At 53.4% G+C, this 21,510-nt stretch carries 25 protein-coding genes and 3 tRNA genes; 10 read left to right on the forward strand and 18 right to left on the reverse strand.

Annotated elements, in window-relative coordinates; all coding sequences use genetic code 11:
* Positions 1-32: 32 nt before the first annotated feature.
* The 11 genes from AB8846_RS10680 to AB8846_RS10730 form a co-directional block, all read right to left on the reverse strand.
* Positions 33-575 (reverse strand): helix-turn-helix transcriptional regulator, encoded by a 543-nt coding sequence (locus tag AB8846_RS10680; RefSeq protein WP_063143274.1) that lies wholly within the window; start codon positions 573-575, stop codon positions 33-35.
* The gene (locus AB8846_RS10685) at positions 572-1,210 is read right to left on the reverse strand and encodes an EAL domain-containing protein (protein ID WP_063143275.1); all 639 of its coding nucleotides are present in this window, start codon (positions 1,208-1,210) and stop codon (positions 572-574) included. The genes AB8846_RS10680 and AB8846_RS10685 overlap by 4 nt, the downstream gene beginning before the upstream one ends.
* Before the next feature lie 179 nt (positions 1,211-1,389).
* Positions 1,390-3,681 (reverse strand): phosphatidylglycerol--membrane-oligosaccharide glycerophosphotransferase, encoded by a 2,292-nt coding sequence (opgB, locus tag AB8846_RS10690; RefSeq protein WP_370732685.1) that lies wholly within the window; start codon positions 3,679-3,681, stop codon positions 1,390-1,392.
* Between the two features lie 270 nt (positions 3,682-3,951).
* Complete coding sequence (locus AB8846_RS10695) at positions 3,952-4,434, reverse strand: DUF2501 domain-containing protein (RefSeq protein ID WP_370732686.1); 483 nt, start codon at positions 4,432-4,434, stop codon at positions 3,952-3,954.
* An 84-nt stretch (positions 4,435-4,518) separates the two neighbouring features.
* Positions 4,519-5,256, reverse strand: coding sequence for a DNA replication protein DnaC (gene dnaC, locus AB8846_RS10700; protein ID WP_370732687.1), 738 nt, complete (start codon positions 5,254-5,256; stop codon positions 4,519-4,521).
* The gene (gene dnaT / locus AB8846_RS10705) at positions 5,253-5,798 is read right to left on the reverse strand and encodes a primosomal protein DnaT (protein ID WP_063143277.1); all 546 of its coding nucleotides are present in this window, start codon (positions 5,796-5,798) and stop codon (positions 5,253-5,255) included. Before dnaT ends, dnaC begins: the two co-directional genes overlap by 4 nt.
* Positions 5,799-5,947: 149 nt before the next feature.
* The gene (locus tag AB8846_RS10710; protein ID WP_010427173.1) at positions 5,948-6,376 is read right to left on the reverse strand and encodes an organic hydroperoxide resistance protein; all 429 of its coding nucleotides are present in this window, start codon (positions 6,374-6,376) and stop codon (positions 5,948-5,950) included.
* Between the two features lie 84 nt (positions 6,377-6,460).
* Positions 6,461-6,913 (reverse strand): MarR family winged helix-turn-helix transcriptional regulator, encoded by a 453-nt coding sequence (locus AB8846_RS10715; protein ID WP_063143382.1) that lies wholly within the window; start codon positions 6,911-6,913, stop codon positions 6,461-6,463.
* A 41-nt stretch (positions 6,914-6,954) separates the two neighbouring features.
* The gene (locus AB8846_RS10720) at positions 6,955-7,596 is read right to left on the reverse strand and encodes a TetR family transcriptional regulator (RefSeq protein ID WP_023334413.1); all 642 of its coding nucleotides are present in this window, start codon (positions 7,594-7,596) and stop codon (positions 6,955-6,957) included.
* Positions 7,597-7,664: 68 nt separating this feature from the next.
* On the reverse strand, positions 7,665-8,138 hold the full coding sequence (locus AB8846_RS10725) for a threonine/serine exporter (RefSeq protein ID WP_331413472.1): 474 nt from the start codon (positions 8,136-8,138) through the stop codon (positions 7,665-7,667).
* Positions 8,129-8,905: a threonine/serine exporter ThrE family protein gene (locus AB8846_RS10730; RefSeq protein WP_121424960.1), complete on the reverse strand. Its 777-nt coding sequence runs from the start codon at positions 8,903-8,905 to the stop codon at positions 8,129-8,131. Before AB8846_RS10730 ends, AB8846_RS10725 begins: the two co-directional genes overlap by 10 nt.
* Before the next feature lie 409 nt (positions 8,906-9,314).
* Here AB8846_RS10730 and AB8846_RS10735 point away from each other — a divergent pair, with 409 nt between their 5' ends.
* Together AB8846_RS10735 and bglJ are read left to right on the forward strand one after the other, a co-directional pair.
* Positions 9,315-10,052: a response regulator transcription factor gene (locus AB8846_RS10735; RefSeq protein ID WP_063143279.1), complete on the forward strand. Its 738-nt coding sequence runs from the start codon at positions 9,315-9,317 to the stop codon at positions 10,050-10,052.
* On the forward strand, positions 10,049-10,684 hold the full coding sequence (bglJ, locus tag AB8846_RS10740) for a DNA-binding transcriptional activator BglJ (RefSeq protein ID WP_063143280.1): 636 nt from the start codon (positions 10,049-10,051) through the stop codon (positions 10,682-10,684). Before AB8846_RS10735 ends, bglJ begins: the two co-directional genes overlap by 4 nt.
* A 38-nt stretch (positions 10,685-10,722) precedes the next feature.
* Here bglJ and AB8846_RS10745 read toward each other — a convergent pair whose 3' ends face one another.
* Positions 10,723-11,181, reverse strand: a complete 459-nt coding sequence (locus AB8846_RS10745) for a YbaK/EbsC family protein (protein WP_008502085.1) — start codon at positions 11,179-11,181, stop codon at positions 10,723-10,725.
* A 328-nt stretch (positions 11,182-11,509) separates the two neighbouring features.
* Between AB8846_RS10745 and AB8846_RS10750 the strand changes: the two genes are divergently transcribed.
* The gene (locus AB8846_RS10750) at positions 11,510-12,856 is read left to right on the forward strand and encodes a PTS sugar transporter subunit IIC (RefSeq protein ID WP_032660833.1); all 1,347 of its coding nucleotides are present in this window, start codon (positions 11,510-11,512) and stop codon (positions 12,854-12,856) included.
* Between the two features lie 140 nt (positions 12,857-12,996).
* Here AB8846_RS10750 and fhuF read toward each other — a convergent pair whose 3' ends face one another.
* A complete protein-coding gene (gene fhuF, locus AB8846_RS10755) occupies positions 12,997-13,785 on the reverse strand; it encodes a siderophore-iron reductase FhuF (protein ID WP_370732688.1) in 789 nt (262 codons plus the stop codon).
* A gap of 94 nt (positions 13,786-13,879) precedes the next feature.
* On the reverse strand, positions 13,880-14,944 hold the full coding sequence (locus tag AB8846_RS10760) for a GGDEF domain-containing protein (RefSeq protein ID WP_370732689.1): 1,065 nt from the start codon (positions 14,942-14,944) through the stop codon (positions 13,880-13,882).
* Between the two features lie 252 nt (positions 14,945-15,196).
* Here AB8846_RS10760 and AB8846_RS10765 point away from each other — a divergent pair, with 252 nt between their 5' ends.
* Positions 15,197-15,427 (forward strand): DUF1435 domain-containing protein, encoded by a 231-nt coding sequence (locus AB8846_RS10765; RefSeq protein ID WP_023310309.1) that lies wholly within the window; start codon positions 15,197-15,199, stop codon positions 15,425-15,427.
* A 41-nt stretch (positions 15,428-15,468) separates the two neighbouring features.
* Here the strand turns inward: AB8846_RS10765 and AB8846_RS10770 are convergent.
* The 4 genes from AB8846_RS10770 to rsmC form a co-directional block, all read right to left on the reverse strand.
* Positions 15,469-15,554 (reverse strand) — tRNA-Leu (locus tag AB8846_RS10770).
* A gap of 33 nt (positions 15,555-15,587) precedes the next feature.
* Positions 15,588-15,674: transfer RNA gene (locus AB8846_RS10775), tRNA-Leu, on the reverse strand.
* Between the two features lie 28 nt (positions 15,675-15,702).
* Positions 15,703-15,789: transfer RNA gene (locus tag AB8846_RS10780), tRNA-Leu, on the reverse strand.
* 172 nt (positions 15,790-15,961) lie between these two features.
* Positions 15,962-16,990, reverse strand: a complete 1,029-nt coding sequence (gene rsmC, locus AB8846_RS10785; RefSeq protein ID WP_029740018.1) for a 16S rRNA (guanine(1207)-N(2))-methyltransferase RsmC — start codon at positions 16,988-16,990, stop codon at positions 15,962-15,964.
* A gap of 102 nt (positions 16,991-17,092) precedes the next feature.
* On the opposite strand from rsmC, the gene AB8846_RS10790 reads away from it, so the two are divergent.
* The 6 genes from AB8846_RS10790 (at position 17,093) to AB8846_RS10815 (ending at position 21,503) form a co-directional block, all read left to right on the forward strand.
* A complete protein-coding gene (locus tag AB8846_RS10790) occupies positions 17,093-17,506 on the forward strand; it encodes a DNA polymerase III subunit psi (RefSeq protein WP_370732690.1) in 414 nt (137 codons plus the stop codon).
* The gene (rimI, locus tag AB8846_RS10795) at positions 17,475-17,918 is read left to right on the forward strand and encodes a ribosomal protein S18-alanine N-acetyltransferase (protein WP_023334424.1); all 444 of its coding nucleotides are present in this window, start codon (positions 17,475-17,477) and stop codon (positions 17,916-17,918) included. Before AB8846_RS10790 ends, rimI begins: the two co-directional genes overlap by 32 nt.
* 20 nt (positions 17,919-17,938) lie before the next feature.
* A complete protein-coding gene (gene yjjG, locus AB8846_RS10800) occupies positions 17,939-18,616 on the forward strand; it encodes a pyrimidine 5'-nucleotidase (RefSeq protein WP_370732691.1) in 678 nt (225 codons plus the stop codon).
* Between the two features lie 91 nt (positions 18,617-18,707).
* Positions 18,708-20,297 carry a peptide chain release factor 3 gene (prfC, locus tag AB8846_RS10805; RefSeq protein ID WP_370732692.1) on the forward strand — a complete coding sequence of 530 codons (1,590 nt, stop codon included), beginning with the start codon at positions 18,708-18,710 and terminating at the stop codon, positions 20,295-20,297.
* A gap of 299 nt (positions 20,298-20,596) precedes the next feature.
* Positions 20,597-21,214 carry a molecular chaperone OsmY gene (gene osmY / locus AB8846_RS10810; protein WP_039260909.1) on the forward strand — a complete coding sequence of 206 codons (618 nt, stop codon included), beginning with the start codon at positions 20,597-20,599 and terminating at the stop codon, positions 21,212-21,214.
* Positions 21,215-21,341: 127 nt separating this feature from the next.
* Positions 21,342-21,503, forward strand: a complete 162-nt coding sequence (locus AB8846_RS10815; protein WP_003856556.1) for a DUF1328 domain-containing protein — start codon at positions 21,342-21,344, stop codon at positions 21,501-21,503.
* Positions 21,504-21,510: the final 7 nt, after the last annotated feature.

Genomic DNA, 21,510 nt, shown 5'->3' on the forward strand with positions numbered 1-21,510 from the left:
GATCTTATTTCCTGACGTGAGTAACAGTGCAATTACAAAGAGAATGACTGAGCGTCCAGCAGGCAGAGTTTTCGATGGAATTCCGCCAGGCTGTGACAGCAAAATTTGTTCATCGCGTTACGCTTGTGGGTGTAGATCGTTTTAGGTGACTTATTGAGAATTTTTGCGATGCGAACCGGGCTGAATCCTTTATGTAACAGCATGCAAACCCGCATCTCCTGATACGAGAGCGTGGCGGCGTTTTCAAAGGAAAATGTCGTGTCGCTAAAACAGTGGCTCAGCTGCGCAAGAGACAGGTTGTCCGCGACCACTCTGACCCGCTCGCTGTGCAGCCAGGCGTTTATGTCGCTGACCCAGGCCGCATCGGTAAAAATCAGCCAGTTCTGTGCGGCGGGCGTGCCGAGCAGCCGTTCCCGCAGGCGGGTAAGCCCGTGCGGATCAACGCTGTTGATCCAATACATCTCAGGACGGGGTGTCACGGCCGCCGAAATCATCGAATGGAGGCCAAGCCATAAAAAAGCATTGTCGCTCAGAACGATGACCTGATAGCCAGCATTAGGAATGAAGGGCGTCATTTTTTGCCCCACAGATAGCCCTGGCCGTAGTCGGCCACGCTGGCGCGGGCCAGCGCGAAATCCCCTGCGGTTTCGATGCCTTCTATCAGCACCTTGCTGGCGACGCGCTTGCACTGGCGGGTGAGATGCAGGAACTTCGCCTGCTCGGTGCGTCCGCTCCAGAAGGTATGTTTATCAATTTTGACGCCGCAGAAGCGGATCTGGCTGGTCATAAGATCGGGAAGAATGTCTTCGCAGACATCGTCAGCCCACACTTCGATCCCCCACTGATGGAGCGTTGAGATGCATCTCCGCAGAGCCCGGCTTTGCGTGTCGTCGAGCTGTACCAGCGTATGGAGGTCGGTGACCTCGATAGCAAGCCTCTCCGGGCAGGGGGTCTCTGCTTTTAGCCTGTCGAGGAAGTCCGTTTCCAGCAGCAAATCCGACGTTGCGTTGAGATAATACTTGTCGCCCTCCTCGCAAAACATGGCATGACGAAGCTGCGCAAAGAAGTGCGCCTTACGCTGCGTCGAGGGCATCGAGCCAAAGTAGTCTTCAAGATCGACGTGGGGCTTTGCCGTGGACAATACCTCCCAGGCAATCACATTTTCGCTGCGCAGTGCCCGGATGGATTCGAACTTATAGCCGGTTAGCATGATAAAAGTGCGTAATGCTCCGTGGTGATTCATGGAGCTGCACATGTTACGGATTTGTCTTTTGGCGGGATATTTATAAATTAAAATGGCTTATATAAAGTGTTTTTATCTAATTTATAATGTTTATATAGAATTATTTATTTTCATAAGTGCCCGGCAGAATGCCGGGCAAGCGCGCGTTAGCCTTCTGTACTGACAATTTTGATTTCTACCATGCCAATCCCGATCTCGCGCGGTGAGTGTCCAAGGATATTCCCTTCATTCGTCGACTGCGGGTCTGGCGGCACAATCACCAGCGTATTGCTGCGCGATGGGTTCTCAAAATGCAGCGTGTGCGTGGACATGTCGTTCCCGAGCGTCAGCGTCTGCTCACGATCGCCCACGCGCACCGGTACGGGCCTGTTAGCGTTAGGGCCATACGCTCTGGCGGTGATCACCAGGTCGAATTGTTCCGGCAGCGGGTGGGTGTACTCAATTTTCACCTCGTTGCCCAGCTGCGCGTTTGACCAGCGTCCCCAGGACTCCGGACGCGAGATGCCGCTAAACTGCTTCACTTCCTCGGGCGCGCCGGCCACGTTAAAGATAAAGCTGTCCGCTTTGTAGCGAATATCGTTATCGCTGATTTTCAGCATGTCGATGTTGTGCTGATAGCGCGCGGTATCAATCACCGTATCTTTAAACGCTGTTTTGCCTTTCCACTGGGCTTTATCCACGTGCTGAACGGTTTGCTCCCCGCCAAGCTGGCCCTGAGAGACGCACCAGTCGGTAGAGAGCGCCAGCGTCTGCGACCAGAGCTGGCCCATTTTGTAGCACCGGTCGACCCAGACGAAATTATCGCGTGGCGCAAAATCAGCCAGCTGATAGCGCAGCGGCGCGGAATACTCGCTTTCCGGCAGCGGCTCAACGCGACCCTCAGACACGCGCACCAGCAGCGGCAGACGGAAGTTGCTGCCCGAGAAGGCAATCGTGTTTTTATCCCGATCGACGGTGAAGTCCTTCATCTCTTTCGGGAAGTTCCACAGGCGGATGATGTCTGGCTTCCAGGCGAGGATTTTTTCCTTCATGTTGAGGAACACTTCCGACAGGGATTGCCCCGACAGCGTGCTGCGGCCCAGGCCAATAAAGTTGTCGCCGCCCAGAATGTCCAGCACGGTTGCGCCGTTATCCATGGAGTTGCGTTTGGTGGCAATTTCCTCCTGCTGCGGCTGGTCGCCTCGCAGGACGAAGAACAGATTGCTGCGATCCTGCTTGTTGAGCTGATCCCAGGCGCTGTTTTTCATCGCCAGATGGTCAGACGAGACGACGATGACGGTGTTTTTAAACCAGGGCGAGGCTTTGATTTTCTCGACCAGCGCGGCAATGTGCTCCTGGCTGCAGGTAACGGCGCTGAAAGACTTGTTGTTTTTGCCGTCAACGTCATAGCTTTTGCGCTTGCAGCTGCGCGAGACGAACCCGTCCGGGTGGTGGGTATCCACCGTCAGCGCAAAGAGGGAGAAGCGTTTGCCCGCGCGGGAAAGCTCCTCGAACTTCTTCCAGGTTTCGTCGAGTACCGTATCGTCATAGAAGCCCCAGTCGTTACGGTAGCTCGGATCGGCAACCGTCGTTTTTAACTCTTCTGAGCCATACAGGTGGTCAAAACCGTGGGATTTCAGGAACACGTCTTTTCCGGCAAAGCGCAGGTTTGCCCCCTGCATAAAATAGTTTTCGTAGCCGGAGTTTTTCAGGATATCGCCGAGGCAAATATTCTGCGGGAAGAACGTCGACATTGAGGCTGAGGCGTTACCTTCAAAAGGCGCGAACAGCGGGATACCGCACTGGGAGGCAACCATCCCGGCAATCGTGTAATCCGTACCGGGCAGCTGCATGGTGTGGCTGAAATCAAGACCTTCATTTTTCAGCGCACCCAGATCTGGCGTCAGGTTCGGGAAGGCATCGTTATCAAAGTACGTGCGTTCCAGGCTCTCACCGTAGATGTAGACCAGGTTGAGCTTCGGGTTAGCGATCGTTTTCGACGGTTCTTTATAGTAAGCCACGAAATCAGGATCGCCGTCGCGAGACTGGGATTTCACCAGCTCGGTGATCTGATGGAACGCCGGGCTGGCGTCGACGGAGGCCAGCGCCAGGAATAACGCCAGCAGGCTGTAGCCATGATGGTGAGGATGATGGCGACGTCGACGCAGCACCCAGGCCAGCGCGCCAAAAATCGTCACCAGCGCGACGATAAGGCCGAGCCCCGGAAGAATGTACTTGCCCACACCCGCGCCCGTCAGGCTGTTCGTCAGCGTGTAGAGCACCGCATCGTTAATGCCGTCACCGGTAAAGTAATCGCTGGCGTATAAGGTAATGTTTAAAATAATAAAAATGCCGAGCACCACCAGCGTGGCGATAAACCACCAGGTGTGACGGCCGGCTTTCCAGGCGTAAACGCCGACGGAAGCCAGAAAAAGGATAAGAGACATGAATTCAGACAACAGCATATCCTCATGACGCCAGATGGTTCGCTGGCTAACTGTTTATTTTTTGGGTCATACAATGTAATTGCGATGTCGTTAAGCTGCAATTTTAGTGTCACGAAAGTGTGCTGTTGTTAGGATTTGGTTTAGAAAATCGTTTTTATGAAGATGGACACATCCTGACAAACGGACGCTGAGACGGTGGCAGGTGGGAAAAACGCTCGTTTAGCGCCGCGCTGCAAGACTATCGCATTAAACGCGGCGTGTTGTGGCAGAAAATGGGATGGATCAGGAGAGGAAATTAACGCCTTGTTTCAGCACCAGATCGCAGGCTTTGGTTTTCACCTGTTTTGCCAGAGAAGAGTTGCCGAGGGTGCTCAGGTTAAGCTGCTGGCCGTTTTGCGCGTTAAGCAGGCCCTGAATGCCGTCCATATAGTTGGTGTCCGCTTTCTGCTCCTGGGTATCCAGACCCAGTTTACCCAGCACCTGGTTTTTCACGTTCTGCGCGTCGGTCACGGAGGCCAGCTTTTGCTTCGCGCAATATTCCAGAATCCCCGCCGCATTGTTCATCGTGCCCGCGCTGAGGCTCTGGGAGCTGTTGCCCAGCAGGCTGGTGAGGGAAGAGGCGGAAAGTCCACCCTGAGAGCTGCTGCTCTCTTTGGTCAGCTCATTTGCTGCGCTAGACAGGGACTCCTGCCAGGACGCCGCTTGCGCTGCGCCGGTAACCAGCAGAGCGCCTAAAAAGGTGCTGATAACAATCTGTTTTTTCATAATGGCTTTCTCAAAAAGGTCCGTTTTGGGCCGGAAAGGGTTCCAGTATATACCTGTGCCCGGTCCGCGATTCCTGGAACTGTCTTAATACTCTTTGCCGGTGACGCGGCTGCGGTAACTTTCCCAGTCAAAAATGACGTAAAGACTGTTACCCAGCTTCATGCGGTCCATGACGCGTTCCCCCAGCAGGCGGGTCATCTCGTCGATATTGTGGTTCGTCAGCATGCCGGTGGGGCGTTTGGACGAGGAGCGGCGATCGACAATCTGGTTGATGATCACTTTTTCGTAGCGGGATTCCGTCTGAACGCCAATCTCGTCGATGACCAGCAAATCCACATTGCTCAGATCGTTAAGCAGCTGTTCTTCGCTGGTTTCGCGGTTGCTGAAGGTATCTTTCATCGCGGACATGATATCGGCCACGGTGATGATAAGAACTGATTTACCCCGCAGAAGCAGCTCGTTGCAGATAGCGGCTGCAAGGTGGTTTTTTCCGGTGCCCGGCTTGCCGCTAAAGATAAAGCTGGCGATATTGCCGTCGAATTCATCCACGTACTGACGGGCGGCGGCCAGGGCGTTCATCTGTCCGTTGGTTTCGACTTTATAGTTATCGAACGAGCAGTTCTGGTGCAGGGGACGGATACCGGAACGGTTAAAGGTGCGCTGCATTTTCATCGCCCGGTTTTCCCTGGCGAGCGCGGCAGCGCGGATTTCACCTTGCTCTTTTTGCCACGCCAGCAGCTCTTCACCCGTGGTGAAAGCGGGCTTCACGTCGGCAGGCATCATTTTTTGCAGACGTTTCATCAGGTCGCCGACGTTCTTCATTTCGCACCTCGGAATCCGCTGGGGATCTGTTTATCCGGTTCTGAAAACGCGTTGATATCGCGTTTGGGCTGGCCGTTGTTGCCGGCGCGGGTAATTTGAAGATGACGCGCAAGCTTTTGCTGCCACTGAATGTGGGTAAAGACTTTACCTTCCGCCTGCCACCAGGCGGTAAACGCGGCGAGCTCTTCCGCGGTGGCCGGTTGGGTTAACGCAATGCCCCACAGCGCCGCCTGCCGCTGAAAATCCGCATCCGGCTGCCAGCCCGCGTATAGGGCAAATTTTCCCATCGGAACGGTAACGGGAACGTTGACCGGTTCATCAAAGAACTGGTTGTCCAGCGCGACATCGCTCGCCGGGCGTGACAATTGCGCTTCGATCTCCAGAAGCTGTGCCAGACGTTCCGGCGTGATTGCGTAAAACGCCGGCGCGTTGTCGGCAAAAACCGCAACCGTGCCGCCTTCGGCGTGGGTCAACACACCGCGTGGGTCGCGCATAAAGGCATCAATGCCAGCAATGCTGGTGGTCAGAATTCTGGAGGACATAACGCTTACTCTACTGATTACTACGGGCGTGATATGGGCTTATGGTAGCACAGAGAGGAGAAAGGGAAGGAGGGGATTTCCCCGGTGGCGCTGTGCTTACCGGGGCTACAGTCGTAGGCGCTGATAAGCGCAGCGCCATCAGGTATTTATCACGCGATGATATTCAGGGTCACGTCGATGTTGCCGCGGGTCGCGTTAGAGTACGGGCAAACAATGTGCGCTGCGTCGACCAGCTTTTTGGCTTCCGCAGGATCCATACCCTCAACGTGGATGTTCAGTTTCGCTTCGATACCAAAACCGGTTGGCAGCGGGCCAATACCCACTTCGCCTTCAATAAAGGCCTCTTTTGGCAGGGCAAATTTGTCGCGCGCCGCTACGAACTTCATCGCGCCCAGGAAGCAGGCAGAGTAGCCCGCGGCAAACAGCTGCTCAGGGTTCGTCACTTCTCCCCCCATGCCGCCCATCTCTTTTGGTACGCCCAGTTTTACGTCCAGTACGCCATCGGAAGAGGTGGCACGACCGTCACGGCCACCGGTTGCTTTGGCTTTGGCGGTATAAACAACTTTTTCTAAAGACATGGCAGGTTCCTCATCTTGTTTTAATGTGTGCTATTAAATAGCGTGCGATATATATGGTTAAATAATAACGCGTAAAGTATAGTCTTACGCGCGGTGTAGCTGTTGTCGAAAAAGTTCGAGCTGCTGTTTGAGCGCCAGCAGGGTGTCGGTATCACACTGCGCTGCGCATCCCACCGCATGGGGGATACCCAATGCCTGCTGCTGCAGTTCACGTCCCGCGTCACTCAGGGTGACGGCGACCTGACGTTCGTCTTTGCGCGAACGGTGACGGTTGATTAACCCGGCACTTTCCAGCCGTTTCAACAGCGGCGTCAGGGTCGCTGAGTCCAGAAACAGCCGTTCGCCGATGTCCGACACCGTCATATCATCCTGCTCCCACAGCACCAACATCACCAGGTATTGCGGGTAAGTCAGGTTCAGCGGTGCCAGCAGTTGCCGGTACAGCTTATTAAGCGCCAGATTTGCCGAATAGAGGGCAAAACAGAGCTGGTTATCCAGCTTGAGCGCAGCGGTTGCGTCGTTCGTTTTCGCGTTCATGAGATGAATATAGATAGTGCACGATTTAATTGCAAGCAATTTTATGGGCAGGTGTAGCGGAGCGCTACCTGAACGGCCATTTTGCGGTAGTGCTGGCGCTGGGCCTGTTCGTCCGCACCGTCTTCAAACAGAAGCGTGAAGGTGTAGCTGTTGGCAACGTAGTGAAAGCTGAAGCTGCTTATCAGGCGGTGAAGATCGCGGGCGTCAACCGTCTGGCTGAAGAGCTGTTTTTCTTTGCCCCGGCGCAGGATCTCCTCCAGCAGGTCAAGCGCGCTGCGGTTGACCTGGCGAAGATAGCTCGACTGCTGCATAAAGCGGCCACGCTGCATGTTTTCCATGCAGATAATCCGGATGTAGTCTGGATGGTCGGCATGATAGTCAAAGGTGGCTTCAACCAGGTCGACCAGCGCTTCGACGGGGGGCATTCCCGCCAGGCTTAGCGCTTTTTCACTGGCGCGAATCTGGGTGTAAACGTGTTCCAGTACCAGGAGATAGAGATTCTCTTTATTCTTAAAATGGTAAACCACCATGCGTTTGGTGGTACCCGCTTTCTCCGCGATCTGCTCCATGCGGGCACCGTTCAATCCATACTCGGCAAAAAGCGCGATGGCGCTCTGAAAAATTTTCTCTTTCAGGCTGGATTCTTCGCCGTGCTCGGGGTGTTCGCTGCCAGGGTTAGCCACATCCTTTCCTTATTTTTCACCAAACGGACCAGAAGGATTATCTCCATGGCAGCGAAATAACACAAATATCAAACGCGTGGGCGTTTGCGGTACAGCCACAGTCCGGGGATCGATAGCCCGATAGAGAGCGCGCCGACGATGGATGACGCCTTAAGAAAGTTGCTCAGGAGGAGGATCATCTGAGGCTCGGTGTAGCCAAAATGGCTGATTTTCACCGCGGAAATCATCGCCGTATACGCAGATATGCCCGGGAACATCGGGATCACGGCGGCGACGGTGAATACTTTGGGATGCGCCAGATACCAGCGCGACCACTGGATGCCGATACTGCCGACAAGCATAGAAGCCATGAACGTTGACCATTCGATGTTAAAACCCGCGGTCATCATCGCCATTCGCGAGCCATGGCCAATCGCGCCCAGCAGCGCACACCACGGTAGGGCGCGTTGCGGAACGTTAAATACCATCGCAAAGCCGACGGCAGGAATGGCGGCCAGAAGCATGTCCTGTGCCAGCGCCAGCAGAAAATCTATCACGCCCATCCGCGTAACCCCCAGAGTGTCATAGCCATAACCACGCCGATGCAGGTCGCCAGCGTCAGCAGGCTTGCGATAGCCCAGCGTGCCAGGCCGGTATTGATGTGCCCTTTAAACATGTCGGCGACGGCATTGATCAACGGAAAGCCCGGGACCAGCAGAAGCACGCTGGCTGCCATAGCAATCGTCGGGGTGTTAGCAAACTGCGGCAGGCGCAGAAGCAGGCCGGAAACCGTAGTGGCGACAAACGCGGTAATGCAGAAGTTAATCTGCGGATGCAGCTGCCGGTGCGTCAGCATCTGGCGAACATACATGGCGATACTGCTGGCAAAAAAGGTGACGATCGCACCGTCCCAGCCGCCTTTATTGAGCTTGCAAAAGCAGGCGCATGACAGGCCTACCATCAACACGACAAGCCAGCGCGGATAACGTAATGGCTTAATTTGGTTGAACCGCTTTTCAATTTCATGGAGATCGAGAAGCTTGTGTTCAGCGAGGATCACGATGTGCTGCACTTCGGTCACGACATGCATGTTAATGCCGCGGTCATGGTTTTTGCGGGTGGAGGTCAGGCACTGACCGTCTTTGATCGTGGTCAGCACAATGGCGTTGGATGAGATCGCGCTTTCAACGCTATCCATACCCAGCGCCACACCCAGCCGGGTGGAAAGCTCCTCAACCAGCGCGCTTTCCGCGCCGTGCTGGAGCAGAAAAAGACCGCACTGAATACATAGCCGCGTGATAGCACGCTGCGTTGACCGATCTGCCTGCATGTATTGTCCTGAAGAAGATGGAAAGTTGCCGGTTGGCCCATAGTGATTACTTTTAGCACAAAGTGCAGTGCCTCTTGCTGTGGGCCAGATCAAGGTTTATGCAAACAGTTTCAGCCCGTATCGCGAAAGGATATTGGATTAATTTATCAGTGCGGTGAATTATTAATATGGAAATATAGAATTTTTGTATTTAGTTATTCTAATTTTATATTGTCGTTATTTTAATGGCTCCGCAATTAAATTTATTTGCGCTTTATGAGATATTACCGCTGTTTTAGGCATTTCTTAAACTAAGAACATATCTCATCTTCTGCTTGTATTAATCAGTTTTACACTCAGGGACGAAAATACTCATACATTGATGCGTTTTAACGTTACTCATCAAATGAAGAATGGACACGGAGGGTCTATGTTGTCATTGCATGGTAAGCACGGCGTTGTCATTAGCCGGATACCCGTGATGCAAAACGGGTTAGGGGGCTTGATGGCTCGCCATTTTCCGGATTTTGAATTGACCTATTGCCGCTCACTGCAGGAGCTAACGCTGCTCCAGTTACGCCGTGCGGATGTCATCATTGCCGATATTTCAGGTGAATACAGGAATCCTCGGGGTACCCTCGAAGAGTATTACGGTTTACTGAATCAATACCGGGACATTCACTGGATCTTTTTAGTATCGCGGCCGCTTTACCCTATTGCGGTTGAGTTGCTTATGCGCCCGGAAAGTACGCTGCTGTCTGATATGGAGCCTATTGAAGGCGTGGTTAATGCTATTCGGGCAGGTAGCGAGCGGGCAGAGCGAATAAGCCAGACGTTATTAACCCCGGAACCTCAAAGTACGGAGGATGAAGACGAACACGTTATCGCGCTCACGCACTCTGAACGTAAGGTACTGCGTCTGTTAGGTAAAGGATGGGGGATTAACCAAATCGCCACGTTGCTCAAGAAGAGCAATAAAACCATCAGTGCGCAGAAAAACAGTGCGATGCGACGGCTGTCATTACGCAGTAATGCCGATATGTACGCCTGGATCAACAGTACGCAGGGAATGAGAGAGCTGAATTTGATGTCAGCCTATGGAGAGTTCGAGGAATGGAAAAAACCGATTCAACAAGACATATCGCCATCGTCGAAAATTGCACGATGAGTGCGGTTGGGCTACAGCATCTTTTTGCTATGCCCGGTCTGAATCATTATCAGCTGCATCTGTTTAGCGAATTTGACAGCTTTAAGAAAGCACTTCAGCACGTCAATTTTTTCTCGCTGATCTATTCACTTTCCGATGCGCGAGAGGAACGTCGTAACTGTCTGGCGCACCTGCGGGATCTCGCATTTACGCATGGTCATATCCAGCGCATTATCCTGGTCGCTGATGAGACGGAAGCACGGTTAATTAGCCATCTTTCGCCGTCACGCCTTCACGGTGTGGTCAGTAAATCGCTGACGCTTGAGCACCTGCAGCAGGAACTCATGGTGTTGTTGAGTGAAACGGTGCGCATCAATGACAATATGATGAATCACTGGTACCGGAGTCAAAACAGGATGTTAAGCCCAACGGAACGGGCAATATTGCGTTATATGTCCTGCGGCTATTCTATTCCTCAAATCGCGGCGCAGCTTGAACGTAATATTAAGACCATCCGGGCGCATAAGTTTAATGCGATGGTGAAGCTGGGGGTGAATTCTGACGTCGGGTTGCTCGATGCGGCGGATATTATTACTCACCTTCCGGCAAGAGAACCGCGAAGTTCGGCACTCAGCAAGCCGACCTTTTTATAACCTGCCAGTTGTGCGCCAGACAGGCTCTGGCGCATCAATCAGATGCAAACATCAACCCACTTTGCGGAAGTCAGCTCTGCCATTCTGTCAGGTGAAATACGCACGGCACTATGAATTGCGCCTGCGGCGGGCAGGACTTCGGCGTACTGCTTTAATGAGATATCGCAGTAAACCGCGAGCGGGTTTTCCAGCCCGAACGGGCACACGCCGCCAACGGGATGACCGGTGATGGTCACCACTTCATCACTGCTGAGCATGCGCGCTTTCGCACCAAACGTGTCTTTCAGCTTTTTGTTATCCAGGCGCGCATCGCCTTTCGCCACCACCAGTATCACCTCATTTTTCACCTTTAATGACAAGGTCTTGGCGATTTGTCCCGGTTCAACACGATGGGCGGCAGCAGCCAACGCAACGGTAGCGGTACTCTGGCTAAGTTCAATTACGTCTATATCTGGCGCGTTGTCGGCAAAAAACTGCTGTACAGACTGCAAACTCATTGTTTCCTCCTGACAAATATCCTGCGTAATCTGTCATAAGAATTTATGCTCTGTAAATATCTCTTACGTAACAAATATCCCGAACGGCTGATTTCTGGATCCTCTTCACATTCACAGAAACCGGTTACAGTAACCGGTTGCAGAGCGTGATGCGTCGATTAATACTGAGTACGTAACGTTCCCTGTATCCAATAATAAGAGCAAATTATGAAACCATTTCGTCTGAGCAGTACCACTGGTACACAAGCCAGCAAGGTTGTGAAGCTGATTTATGGAACAACGTGCGGCGCGAAAGTGCCCGTAACAAACGTCTGACAGGAGATCTGCCATGTCTGCCAACCATGCTGCGTTTAACCTGATATTCCGTTTCGTTGAAAATTACGTGAGCCCAATTGCCGGGCGGATCTCTTCCCAGCGTCATGTCATGGCTATTCGTGATGGGTTCATCTCCGCGATGCCATTTATGATTGTGGGTTCATTTTTGTTAGTGTTCGCTTACCCACCTTTTTCGCCTGATACCACCTGGGGTTTTGCCCGCGCCTGGCTGGATATGGCGAAGCAGTTTGAAGGCCAGATCCTGACGCCGTTTGATATGACGATGGGCATTATGTCCATTTATATCTGTGCGGCCATTGCCTATAACCTTGGCAAACACTATGTCAAATCGCACCAGTTAGACCCGTTTATGTGCGCCATGCTATCGCTGATGGCGTTTCTGCTGGTCGCGGCTCCGAAAACCAAAGGCACGCTTCCTGTCGACAGCCTGGGTGGGACGGGTATTTTTACCGCGATTCTGGTGGCAATCTACTGCGTTGAGATGATGCGTTTCCTCAAGGCGCATAACATCGGTATTCGCCTGCCGGACCAGGTTCCTCCGATGATCAAAAACTCTTTTGATCTGCTGATCCCGGTGCTGGTGGTGGTGTTAACGCTCTATCCCCTGAGCCTGGTCATTCAGTCTCAGTTTGGCATGCTGATCCCGCAGGCCATTATGTCGGTCTTTAAACCTTTGGTTTCCGCAGCGGATTCCCTGCCTGCGATCCTGCTGGCCGTGTTGATTGGCCATCTGCTGTGGTTCGCCGGGATCCACGGAGCCGCCATCGTCTCCGGGATGCTGCAGATGTTCTGGCTGACTAACCTTGGCGCTAACCAGACCGCGCTGGCTGCCAGCCAGCCTCTGCCGCATATTTTTATGGAGGCGTTCTGGACGTTCTTTATCGTGATTGGCGGGTCGGGCGCCACGATGGGGCTGGTGATTTGCTATCTGCGTAGCCGTTCAGCGCATTTACGCTCTATCGGGCGTTTGAGCGTGGTACCCAGCTTCTTTAACATCAACGAACCCGTCATTTTTGGTACGCCGATTGTGATGAACCCGGTGTTCTTTATTCCGTTCCTGCTGGCACCGATGGTAAATGCCGTGCTGGCCTGGGCGGCGATGACGTTTGACCTGATTGGCCGCGTCATCTCTGTGGTCCCCTGGACGGCACCGGCGCCGATAGGCGCAGCGTGGGCTCTGGGCTGGGATTTCCGCGCGGCTATTCTGGTTGTGGTTCTGGCCTGCGTATCGGCAATCATCTACTACCCGTTCTTCAAAGTGTACGAGAAGCAGCTGCTGGAGCAGGAAGCGGAAGAAGCGCAGCGTAACGCGGAAGAGGACAATCAGCAGGTGGCCTAGGTAAAAGCAAAACGGCAACATGAGTTGCCGTTTTTAGTGTTTGTTCCCTCTCCCTGTGGGAGAGGGTCAGGGTGAGGGCATCAGGCCGGGCCAGTGTTTGTAGGCCCGGTAAGCGAAGCGCCACCGGGCAATTCACTGCACTACTTCAGCGTGCAATCCCCGCACTGCTTAACGTCCGGCAGGCGGTAGCGCTGGCAGCATGTGCGGCGAACCAGAAGCCCATCGCGGAGCACGACGGTACGGAATAACGGGTTGTCACGGCCATCGGAAAGCTGTTTTGCAAAGAAACAGGACTGACGCAGGGCGTCAACGTTCTCATCACCAAGCAGAGGCTTCATTTCCGTTAAATACCAGTGGATTAAATAGCCCGTATTGCTCCAGATAAGCTTCCCATTAATCTCTCCCGTCGCTTCAAGCGCTTCCACCACCGGGATCAGGGCCTGCGTGATAAGCCGCTCCATACGTTCCTGAGCCGTCAGGCGTTCCGCGTTCTGGTCTTCGTGAAGATCGATCCAGAAGCAGGCTGCGCGCCCGGTTTCGTGAAACTCGACGTGGAAGTTATCCGGCGCGAGTTCCAGCATGCTCTTCTGCGTTAACAGCGCCAGCATGAGGGGAGGCACCATCAGCCCGATATACCACTGCGCCCAGAGTGAGAGCAGAGGTTTATTTTCCCGCGTAAGGGTGGGCTGATTGCGATAGATATGGTCGGAATAGGTGGCCAGCAGCGATTGCAGTTTTGTCGGCTGTCGCCACTCTGAGAGCGTCATGGCGTGGTTCGGGTGCGCTTCATCAAGTCGGATAAAGTCCAGCAGGTGGGCGCGCGTCTCCGCAATCTTGTCCCGTATGGCATCCGCAAGCGAAGCATTCCCGCTGGTGAGGGGCGCTCGCCAGAGGAGGGGTTCGACGATGTGTGCGGTATGCGTGGCCATAGTATAGATAGAAATCTAAATGATAATGATTGCCAATCCTAACTATTGCTCATACCAATGGCAAGACTTTTGTCCTGGTGACTCGCCGTGATGTTTATGCCGTCTGCAGCTCTTCACTCAACAGAATGTTATTACGCCCCATATGCTTTGCTTCGTAGAGGGCTTTGTCCGCTTTTTCCAGCGCGCCTTCCACGTCTTCATCCTCGAAAATGGCAATACCAATACTGATGGTGACGTTTGTCGCGACGCTCTCGTTAAACAGATGCGGGATTTTCAAATCGTAGACTTTCTGGCGGATCCGCTCGGCCGTCAGGCGAGCATGCTCGAGTGAAATATTGGTCAGCAGCACCATAAACTCTTCCCCGCCAAAACGCGCCACAATATCGCGAGAACGCACGGCGTCGCGGATGGCCGCAGAGACGCGCTTCAGCGCCTGGTCGCCCATCATATGGCCATAATGGTCGTTATAGGCTTTGAAGTGGTCGATATCCATCAGCAGGACAAAGTGCTCGCCATTTTCTACCGTCGGCAGGTTCTCCAGACGGCTTTGCAGACCGCGACGATTATAGAGCCCGGTAAGCGGGTCCATCATGCTGAGATCGGTAAGGGTTTCTCGCTCTTCCAGCAGGCGAGAGAGCAATTCCTGAGCGAAACGATCGTTACGTGTTTGCAAAATGTTATGAATAGCGATTGCCACCACAGGAAGTGCGAAGGAATAGGTCATTCTCAGCCATATATCGTGATCGCTTAGCCACAGGCAGACAATAAAGGTGGGCAATGAGTGCAGCGTAAATGCTTTGATATTACTGGCGAATGCCAGCGTTCCGATAAAAAGCACCGTTAACAGGGCAATTAACAAATACGTCGCATGGTCGTGGGTAATTAAGGCGAATTTCGACACAATTTGCCAGGCCCATAAAATACCGAAGATCCCTGAAACGACAGGAATATTTATCTTCCGCGCGCGCTTTCTCCAGTGCCAGACGAACAGCCCTGTGCTGATGGAGAAAATAGCTATAAGCGGGGCAGATAACAGGCGTACAGAATTGAGCGGGTTTGTTACCGAGAACACTGCCGAGGTTGCGTTCAGAAATAAAAACAAACGTAACGACAATTGATATTTTCTGTGAACCAAAGACCGCCAGGATTGTGATGTCATAGTCGTGCGTTTTTATTAATATTTAATTAAAACAAATAAGTAGGTGTTGTTTCGCAATAAAATATGCAAAAAACTCAAAGAGTAATTATCAGAAAATCTTTAGATGTTGTTAACAGGTGTGCAATTTATCACCTTAGGCAATTCCTGTCATTACGCGAAAGGTAAAGGTCGATGGATTTTGATTCATTCAGCTGACAAATGATAATACCTGTCATATGATATTGGTTATCATTATCGTTGTGAGGGCAGATCATGTTGAACAGGGCGCTGGGAAGTGGTTGGGGGGTATTGCTACCGGGAGCCATTCTCGGCGGTTTGATGTTTGCCGATCTCTCCCTTGATACCTGGAAAGCGATCATTGTGTCAGGCCTGTTAGTCACGTCAGGCATGATCTGGCATAAGCAGCTACGCCACTTTGTTTTACTGCCATCCTGCGTAGCACTGGTCAGTGGAATTCTGGTGATACTGATGAGTTTGAAATAACAGGGAAAACAAGAGGAACTTCAGAAGGGATGTAAGATAATTGGTGCGAGGGGGGGGACTCGAACCCCCACATCCTAAGGACACTAACACCTGAAGCTAGCGCGTCTACCAATTCCGCCACCTTCGCACAGTCATCTTACTATTGTTGATATCGCCTCGTTGGTGCGAGGGGGGGGACTCGAACCCCCACATCCGTAAGGACACTAACACCTGAAGCTAGCGCGTCTACCAATTCCGCCACCTTCGCCCAGTGCGAGCAATATCATTGTGATTTATGGTGCGAGGGGGGGGACTCGAACCCCCACATCCGTAAGGACACTAACACCTGAAGCTAGCGCGTCTACCAATTCCGCCACCTTCGCATACCATCGATACTGTAAAAGTATCGTAACCACGGAGGCGCATTCTAGATGTTTTCAGCTTTACGTCAACTGAAAAGTGCTCACCTTTTATTGATTGCTGCAAAAATGGCCGGAACGGAGACGCCTGCTTGCCGGATGGTGATTGCGCTTATCCGGCCTGCAGGAGTGGAGATTACTTTTTGGCCTGACGCGTCATCACGGTACGGTAGACCTTAAAGCGGCCGGTCTGGGCGATCACTTCGTGGAAGCCGAAGGTTTCGTCGAGCACTTTCGGGTACGCCAGGAAGGCGTTCGCAACGATACGCAGCTCGCCGCCGCTGTTAAGGTGACGGGTTGCGCCACGGATCAGCGTTTGTGCCGCTTCAAGACTGGTCTCCATGCCGTCGTGGAACGGCGGGTTGGAGATAATCATGTCGAAGCGGCCGGTGACGTCAGAGAAGACGTTGCTGGCAATCACCTCGCCTTCAATGCCGTTTGCGGCAAGCGTTGCGCGGCTGGCTTCTACCGCCGGGGCGCTGACGTCACACAGGGTTAAGCGCACTTTTGGTGAATGGCTGGCGAGCACGGTAGAGAGCACGCCCGCGCCGCAGCCCACGTCCAGCACTTTGCCTTTGGTGTGCGGCGTCAGGGTGGAGAGCAGCAGCTTGCTGCCCGTATCCAGCGCGTCACGGCTGAACACGCCCGGCAGGGTTTTGATGGTCAGGCCGTCAAGCTGGTACTCGTCCCAGTAAGCCTGTGGATCGAACGTGGTCTGTTTTTCCAGACGGCCATGGTACAGACCACAGCGGCGAGCGCTGTCGACTTTATTCAGCGGCGCGTAGCCTTCCAGCATCTGTTCTGCACTGCGCACGCCGCTGCGGTTCTCACCCACCACGAAAATATCGCAGCCGACCGGCAGCAGGGAGAGCAGGTTCATCAGCTGGAACTGGGCTTCCGGTTTGTTCTTCGGCCAGTAGTAAATCAGCGTATCGCAGTCGGCGATATCGCTCTGCTCCGCCACCAGGCTAAAGCGCGCGCGCTCGCCCATCTGGCGGCTCAGCACCTGCCAGTGGTGGTAGTATTGGGTGTGGGCACGGCTTTCAGCACAGTCGAAACGCGCAGGCAGGTCATCCTGCATATCTCCGGCAAACAGAATACGGCTTTCTTCGAAATCATCACTGTGACGCAGCAAGACTTCACTTGCCGGGGTAAATGCAGACATGAATTGTTCCTCAATAAACTCAGGCGGGGATTATAGTAGGTAGATGGCGCACTTTCGACACATTTGCTATATTTGCGCGCCTGAGAGACAGGAGTTTTCCCTATGACATCCCGACGAGACTGGCAGTTGCAGCAGCTGGGCATTACCCAGTGGGCTTTGCGTCGCCCGACGGCGTTGCAGGGCGAAATCGCCATTTCCATCCCTCCGCACGTGCGCCTGGTGATGGTGGCGGAAGAACTGCCTGCCCTGAATGAGCCCCTGATCGATGATGTCCTTCGCAGCCTGAAGATGACGGCCGACCAGGTTTTACAGCTGACGCCAGAGCGTGTCGCGATGCTTCCTCCTGATAGCCGCTGTAACAGCTGGCGTATCGGAGAGACAAACGAGATCCCCCTCCAGGGGAGCCAGATCTGCACGCCAGCGCTGGACGAACTGAAAGCCAACCCAAAAGCGCGCAGCGCGCTATGGCAACAAATCTGCGAATATGAACACGATTTCTTCCCTCACGACGCCTGACCTGACCACCGCGTTTGCGATTGAAACACGCGCCCACGCGTTTCCGTGGAGCGAAAAAACCTTCGCCAGCAATCAGGGTGAACGGTACCTGAACTACCGCCTGGACGTTGACGGCACCATGGCCGCCTTCGCGATTACGCAGGTTGTTCTTGATGAAGCGACGCTGTTTAATATCGCGGTTGATCCCGCGTTCCAGCGCCGTGGGCTGGGAAGAGAACTGCTCGAGCACCTCATCCGTGAGCTCGAAACCCGTGACGTTTTCACCCTGTGGCTGGAGGTGCGCGCGTCGAATGTCGCCGCCATCGCGCTCTATGAAAGCTTAGGCTTTAACGAGGCGACAATCCGCCGTAACTACTACCCCACCGCAGAGGGACGTGAAGACGCCATCATAATGGCTCTGCCGATTGGATAATAAAAAATAAGGTTGTAACGATGAAATGGGACTGGATTTTCTTTGATGCCGACGAAACGCTGTTTACGTTCGATTCGTTCGGCGGTCTGCAGCGGATGTTTCTCGACTATAGCGTGACCTTCACCGCTGAAGATTTTCAGGACTATCAGGCGGTAAACAAGCCGCTGTGGGTGGATTACCAGAACGGTGCCATCACCGCGTTACAGCTTCAGCACCAGCGTTTTGACGCCTGGGCGGAACGCTTAAAGGTAAGTCCGGGGACGCTAAACGAGGCGTTCCTGAACGCGATGGCCGATATCTGTGCGCCACTGCCTGGCGCGGTTTCCCTGCTGAATGCGTTGAAAGGCAAGGCGAAACTGGGGATCATCACCAACGGTTTTACCGCCCTGCAGCAGATCCGCCTCGAGCGCACCGGCCTGCGCGATCATTTCGACGCGCTGGTGATCTCCGAAGAGGTGGGTGTACCTAAACCGGATCCGCGTATTTTCGATTATGCGCTGGCGCAGGCCGGCGATCCTGACCGCGATCGCGTACTGATGGTGGGTGATACGGCAGAGTCAGATATTCTGGGCGGCATGAATGCCGGTCTGTCGACCGTCTGGCTCAATGCGCATGGCCGCGTGAAGCCTGAAGGCATTGAGCCGACCTGGACCGTAACGTCGTTGAACGAACTGGAGCAACTCCTGTGTAAACAATGATTGCCTGCCCCCCATTGATGGGTAAAATAGCCGCAATTTTGTATTCCATGATGCGTGGCGTGCTGCCGCGCTTATAAAAGAAGATTTAATTATGACGTTGTCTCCTTATCTGCAAGAGGTGGCCAAGCGCCGCACTTTTGCCATTATCTCGCACCCGGATGCCGGTAAAACGACCATCACTGAGAAGGTGTTGCTGTTCGGACAGGCGATCCAGACTGCGGGTACCGTTAAAGGCCGTGGCTCCAGCCAGCATGCAAAATCTGACTGGATGGAGATGGAAAAGCAGCGTGGTATTTCGATTACCACCTCCGTGATGCAGTTCCCGTATCACGACTGCCTGGTGAACCTGCTGGACACCCCGGGCCACGAAGACTTCTCCGAAGATACCTACCGTACCCTGACGGCGGTGGACTGCTGTCTGATGGTGATCGACGCCGCGAAAGGTGTAGAAGACAGGACCCGTAAGCTGATGGAAGTTACCCGTCTGCGCGATACGCCGATCCTCACCTTTATGAACAAACTCGACCGTGACATCCGTGACCCGATGGAAGTGATGGACGAAGTGGAAAGCGAGCTGAAAATCGCCTGTGCGCCCATCACCTGGCCAATTGGCTGCGGTAAGCTGTTCAAAGGGGTATATCACCTCTATAAAGACGAAACCTACCTGTATCAGACCGGTAAAGGCCACACCATTCAGGAAGTCCGCGTGGTGAAAGGTCTGGATAACCCTGAGCTGGACGTGGCAGTCGGCGAAGAGCTGGCCGCGCAGCTGCGCGACGAGCTGGAGCTGGTGAAAGGCGCCTCTCACGAGTTTGATAAAGAGCTGTTCCTGGCTGGCGAAATTACTCCGGTCTTCTTCGGTACCGCGCTGGGTAACTTCGGCGTTGACCACATGCTGGACGGTCTGGTGGAGTGGGCGCCGCGTCCGATGCCGCGTAAAACCGACACCCGTGAAGTGGAAGCAAAAGAAGAGAAATTCACCGGATTCGTGTTCAAAATTCAGGCCAACATGGACCCGAAACACCGCGACCGCGTGGCCTTTATGCGCGTGGTGTCCGGTAAGTATGAAAAGGGCATGAAGCTGCGCCAGGTGCGTACCGGTAAAGACGTGGTGATTTCCGACGCGCTGACCTTTATGGCGGGCGACCGTTCGCACGTTGAAGAGGCGTATCCGGGCGACATCATCGGTCTGCACAACCACGGCACTATTCAGATCGGTGATACCTTCACTCAGGGTGAAATGATGAAGTTCACCGGTATTCCGAACTTCGCACCGGAGCTGTTCCGTCGTATTCGTCTGCGCGATCCGCTGAAGCAGAAGCAGCTGCTCAAAGGCCTGGTTCAGCTCTCCGAGGAGGGCGCCGTCCAGGTGTTCCGCCCAATCGCGAACAACGATCTGATCGTTGGCGCGGTCGGTGTGCTGCAGTTCGACGTGGTTGTTGCTCGTCTGAAGAGTGAGTACAACGTGGAAGCGATTTACGAGTCTGTGAACGTCGCGACCGCGCGCTGGGTTGAGTGTTCTGACGTGAAGAAATTCGAAGAATTTAAGCGTAAGAACGAAATTCAGCTGGCGCTGGATGGCGGCGATAACCTGACCTATATCGCGCCAACCATGGTGAACCTGAACCTGACCCAGGAACGTTATCCTGACGTTCAGTTCCGTAAAACCCGCGAGCACTAATCCCCTCTCAGAGCACGGCAGCCGCCGTGCTCTTCTTTAATTCCTGTCTTATTAATCCCTTGCGGAATGTTCTTAATTCAACGCAATTTCACGCTATTCGCGCATTTTTTACCCAATTCTGAAAGCGGCTCTGTGAGAGTGATCTATATTTAACTCAGTGTTTAACACCGGGCATGGATAAATTAACTGTTCAATGCATGACTTTAGGTTGTCCATTTTGCCCGCGTGTTTATTCGCAATATATAAAACTACTAAGGAAGTATGTAGCCCGAATAACGGGTAAACACAGGAATAGATCGATGAATATGACAAGACTGAAGATTTCGAAAACTCTGCTGGCTGTAACCCTGGGTAGCGTTCTGGTGAGCGGTTCCGCTCTGGCGGAAAGCAGCACAATGGATAAAGCACAGTCCACGGCCGATAACGCAGGGCAAAAAATCGATAGCTCTATGAATAAAGTCGGCAACTTCATGGATGACAGCTCAATCACAGCAAAAGTGAAAGCCGCATTGGTGGATGATGAAGCCATCAAAAGCACCGATATTTCCGTTAAGACCGACAAGAAAGTGGTCACGCTGAGCGGCTTCGTGGAAAGCCAGGCTCAGGCCGAACAGGCGGTGAAAGTGGCGAAGGGCGTCGAAGGTGTTGCCTCCGTCAGCGATAAGCTGCACGTACGTGACGGTAAAAACGCGTCGGTGAAAGGTTATGCCGGTGATGCGGCTACTACCAGCGAAATCAAAGCTAAACTTTTAGCTGATGACATCGTGCCGTCCCGTAAGGTGAAAGTAGAAACCACCGATGGTGTGGTTCAGCTTTCCGGTACGGTAGATTCGCAGGCGCAAAGTGAACGTGCCGAGTCCATCGCGAAAGCGATTGACGGTGTGAAAAGCGTTAAAAACGATCTGAAAACGAAGTAAATCTGGACCATTCGCCCGTTTGGCTAACACCAGCGGGCGAAATAAGAACGACTCTGGAAGAACGCCGGTGAGTGACCTGAGCGCTCACGTTTAGCGGCCGACATTAACTATGGTAAAGGAGAAGCTTATGTTTCGTTGGGGCATTATATTTCTGGTTATCGCGTTAATTGCCGCCGCATTGGGCTTTGGTGGACTGGCAGGTACAGCGGCATGGGCAGCTAAAATTGTCTTCGTTGTGGGTATTATTCTGTTCCTGGTCAGCCTGTTTACGGGTCGTAGACGTCCGTAGCAAACGC

Source organism: Enterobacter sp. KB-221C9, from assembly GCF_041320715.1.
In the GTDB taxonomy this organism is placed as follows: domain Bacteria; phylum Pseudomonadota; class Gammaproteobacteria; order Enterobacterales; family Enterobacteriaceae; genus Enterobacter; species Enterobacter asburiae_D.

Excerpts from the sequence above, each read along its gene's own strand:
- AB8846_RS10765 (WP_023310309.1), top strand. The coding sequence starts at position 15,197 with ATGTTGAACAGGGCGCTGGGAAGTGGTTGGGGGGTATTGCTACCGGGA.
- yjjG (WP_370732691.1), top strand. The coding sequence starts at position 17,939 with ATGAAATGGGACTGGATTTTCTTTGATGCCGACGAAACGCTGTTTACG.
- osmY (WP_039260909.1), top strand. The coding sequence starts at position 20,597 with ATGAATATGACAAGACTGAAGATTTCGAAAACTCTGCTGGCTGTAACC.
- bglJ (WP_063143280.1), top strand. The coding sequence starts at position 10,049 with ATGAGTGCGGTTGGGCTACAGCATCTTTTTGCTATGCCCGGTCTGAAT.
- AB8846_RS10730 (WP_121424960.1), bottom strand. The coding sequence starts at position 8,905 with ATGCAGGCAGATCGGTCAACGCAGCGTGCTATCACGCGGCTATGTATT.
- AB8846_RS10695 (WP_370732686.1), bottom strand. The coding sequence starts at position 4,434 with ATGAAAAAACAGATTGTTATCAGCACCTTTTTAGGCGCTCTGCTGGTT.
- rimI (WP_023334424.1), top strand. The coding sequence starts at position 17,475 with ATGAACACGATTTCTTCCCTCACGACGCCTGACCTGACCACCGCGTTT.
- AB8846_RS10680 (WP_063143274.1), bottom strand. The coding sequence starts at position 575 with ATGACGCCCTTCATTCCTAATGCTGGCTATCAGGTCATCGTTCTGAGC.
- fhuF (WP_370732688.1), bottom strand. The coding sequence starts at position 13,785 with ATGGCCACGCATACCGCACACATCGTCGAACCCCTCCTCTGGCGAGCG.
- AB8846_RS10750 (WP_032660833.1), top strand. The coding sequence starts at position 11,510 with ATGTCTGCCAACCATGCTGCGTTTAACCTGATATTCCGTTTCGTTGAA.
- AB8846_RS10685 (WP_063143275.1), bottom strand. The coding sequence starts at position 1,210 with ATGCTAACCGGCTATAAGTTCGAATCCATCCGGGCACTGCGCAGCGAA.
- rsmC (WP_029740018.1), bottom strand. The coding sequence starts at position 16,990 with ATGTCTGCATTTACCCCGGCAAGTGAAGTCTTGCTGCGTCACAGTGAT.
- dnaT (WP_063143277.1), bottom strand. The coding sequence starts at position 5,798 with ATGTCCTCCAGAATTCTGACCACCAGCATTGCTGGCATTGATGCCTTT.
- AB8846_RS10725 (WP_331413472.1), bottom strand. The coding sequence starts at position 8,138 with ATGGGCGTGATAGATTTTCTGCTGGCGCTGGCACAGGACATGCTTCTG.
- AB8846_RS10760 (WP_370732689.1), bottom strand. The coding sequence starts at position 14,944 with ATGACATCACAATCCTGGCGGTCTTTGGTTCACAGAAAATATCAATTG.
- AB8846_RS10735 (WP_063143279.1), top strand. The coding sequence starts at position 9,315 with ATGTTGTCATTGCATGGTAAGCACGGCGTTGTCATTAGCCGGATACCC.
- AB8846_RS10790 (WP_370732690.1), top strand. The coding sequence starts at position 17,093 with ATGACATCCCGACGAGACTGGCAGTTGCAGCAGCTGGGCATTACCCAG.
- AB8846_RS10745 (WP_008502085.1), bottom strand. The coding sequence starts at position 11,181 with ATGAGTTTGCAGTCTGTACAGCAGTTTTTTGCCGACAACGCGCCAGAT.
- prfC (WP_370732692.1), top strand. The coding sequence starts at position 18,708 with ATGACGTTGTCTCCTTATCTGCAAGAGGTGGCCAAGCGCCGCACTTTT.
- AB8846_RS10715 (WP_063143382.1), bottom strand. The coding sequence starts at position 6,913 with ATGAACGCGAAAACGAACGACGCAACCGCTGCGCTCAAGCTGGATAAC.
- dnaC (WP_370732687.1), bottom strand. The coding sequence starts at position 5,256 with ATGAAGAACGTCGGCGACCTGATGAAACGTCTGCAAAAAATGATGCCT.
- AB8846_RS10710 (WP_010427173.1), bottom strand. The coding sequence starts at position 6,376 with ATGTCTTTAGAAAAAGTTGTTTATACCGCCAAAGCCAAAGCAACCGGT.
- AB8846_RS10815 (WP_003856556.1), top strand. The coding sequence starts at position 21,342 with ATGTTTCGTTGGGGCATTATATTTCTGGTTATCGCGTTAATTGCCGCC.